Annotated in this window: 1 protein-coding gene; it reads left to right on the top strand. The window is 61.9% G+C overall.

The window, feature by feature from the left end:
* Positions 1–138: 138 nt before the first annotated feature.
* Positions 139–1,080 (top strand): DUF3137 domain-containing protein (locus FJ980_RS33775; protein ID WP_140547682.1); only part of this gene is annotated, 942 nt, incomplete at its 3' end.

Below are 1,080 nucleotides of genomic sequence, written 5' to 3'. Positions count from 1 at the left end.
TCGCCATGTCGGCGCTTTTCCAAGCGCTGATGATTGGCGAATGAAGAGGCGGCGCAAGCATCTGTTGAAGAGGCGCTACAGTCGATACTTCAGACAAAACCGACTATCATGAACCGGTCCAGGCAAGCGGGGGTGGCGGTGGAAACAGCGGATTTCATACCTGGCGACGCCGTGGTTGCCGGCATCCGGAAAAACATCGAGGCTTATGAAGCGGCGCGGGCCTCCGTGGTGCGGCAGGTACGCTGGCGGGTGCCGCTGTTCGTCGGTTTGGTGCTGGCGACGGTGGTGCTGATCGCCTGGCTGTTCAACAAGGTCGCCGATCCCAACGAGCAATGGTTCTCGACGCCGCATGTGTTCCTCTATGTCGTCGGTTTCGCGGTTTCGATCCTGCTTTATTTCCAGGCGATGAAGCCGGCGACGCGGCTGCAGCAATCATTTCGCCAAACACTGCTGCCCATCATCTTCGGCTTCATCCGCGACGTGCGCTACGCGCATGGCGGGCGGCCAAATTCCTTCGACCGGCTGCGGCGCGAGGCGGTCGGGCCGTTCAACCGGCAGTCGTTCGACGATGTCGTTTCCGGCCGCTACGAAGAGTTTCCGTTCGAGCTCTACGAAGCGGAACTGCGGGAAGGGACAGGCAAGGGCTCATCGACGGCCTTCAAAGGCGTGATCGTCGCCTTCGAAGCCATCGAACCGTTTCCGGGAATATTGGTGGCGACGCGGCGGACCAATGCCGTCGTCGGCTTCTTCCGTGGCATGTTCGCCAGCAAGATGCAGGAACTGTCATCCGGCGTGCCGGAACTGGATGCCGCCTATGAGTTCCGCACCGACAATGCCGAGGCGGCGCAGCCATTGGTGACCGGCCGGTTGGCGCAAGCGCTGAAATGGCTGGGCGAAACCTGGCCGGAGGAACCCGCGCGCGTGGCCCTCAACGGCAGCGACGGTTTTCTGCTCCTGCCGCAGGCGAAGAATTTCTTCGAATTGCCCGCCATTTCGGTGCCACTGGACTACCAGACCCATGTCGCGCCGAGGATATCGGATATGGGCGCGATGCTGGCGACGGCAGCGCTGGTGCGCAAG

The organism is Mesorhizobium sp. B1-1-5, assembly GCF_006443065.1.
Taxonomy (GTDB): Bacteria; Pseudomonadota; Alphaproteobacteria; order Rhizobiales; family Rhizobiaceae; genus Mesorhizobium.
Note: the sequence above shows the minus strand (reverse complement) of the source record. Positions and strands in the feature narration are given on the sequence as shown.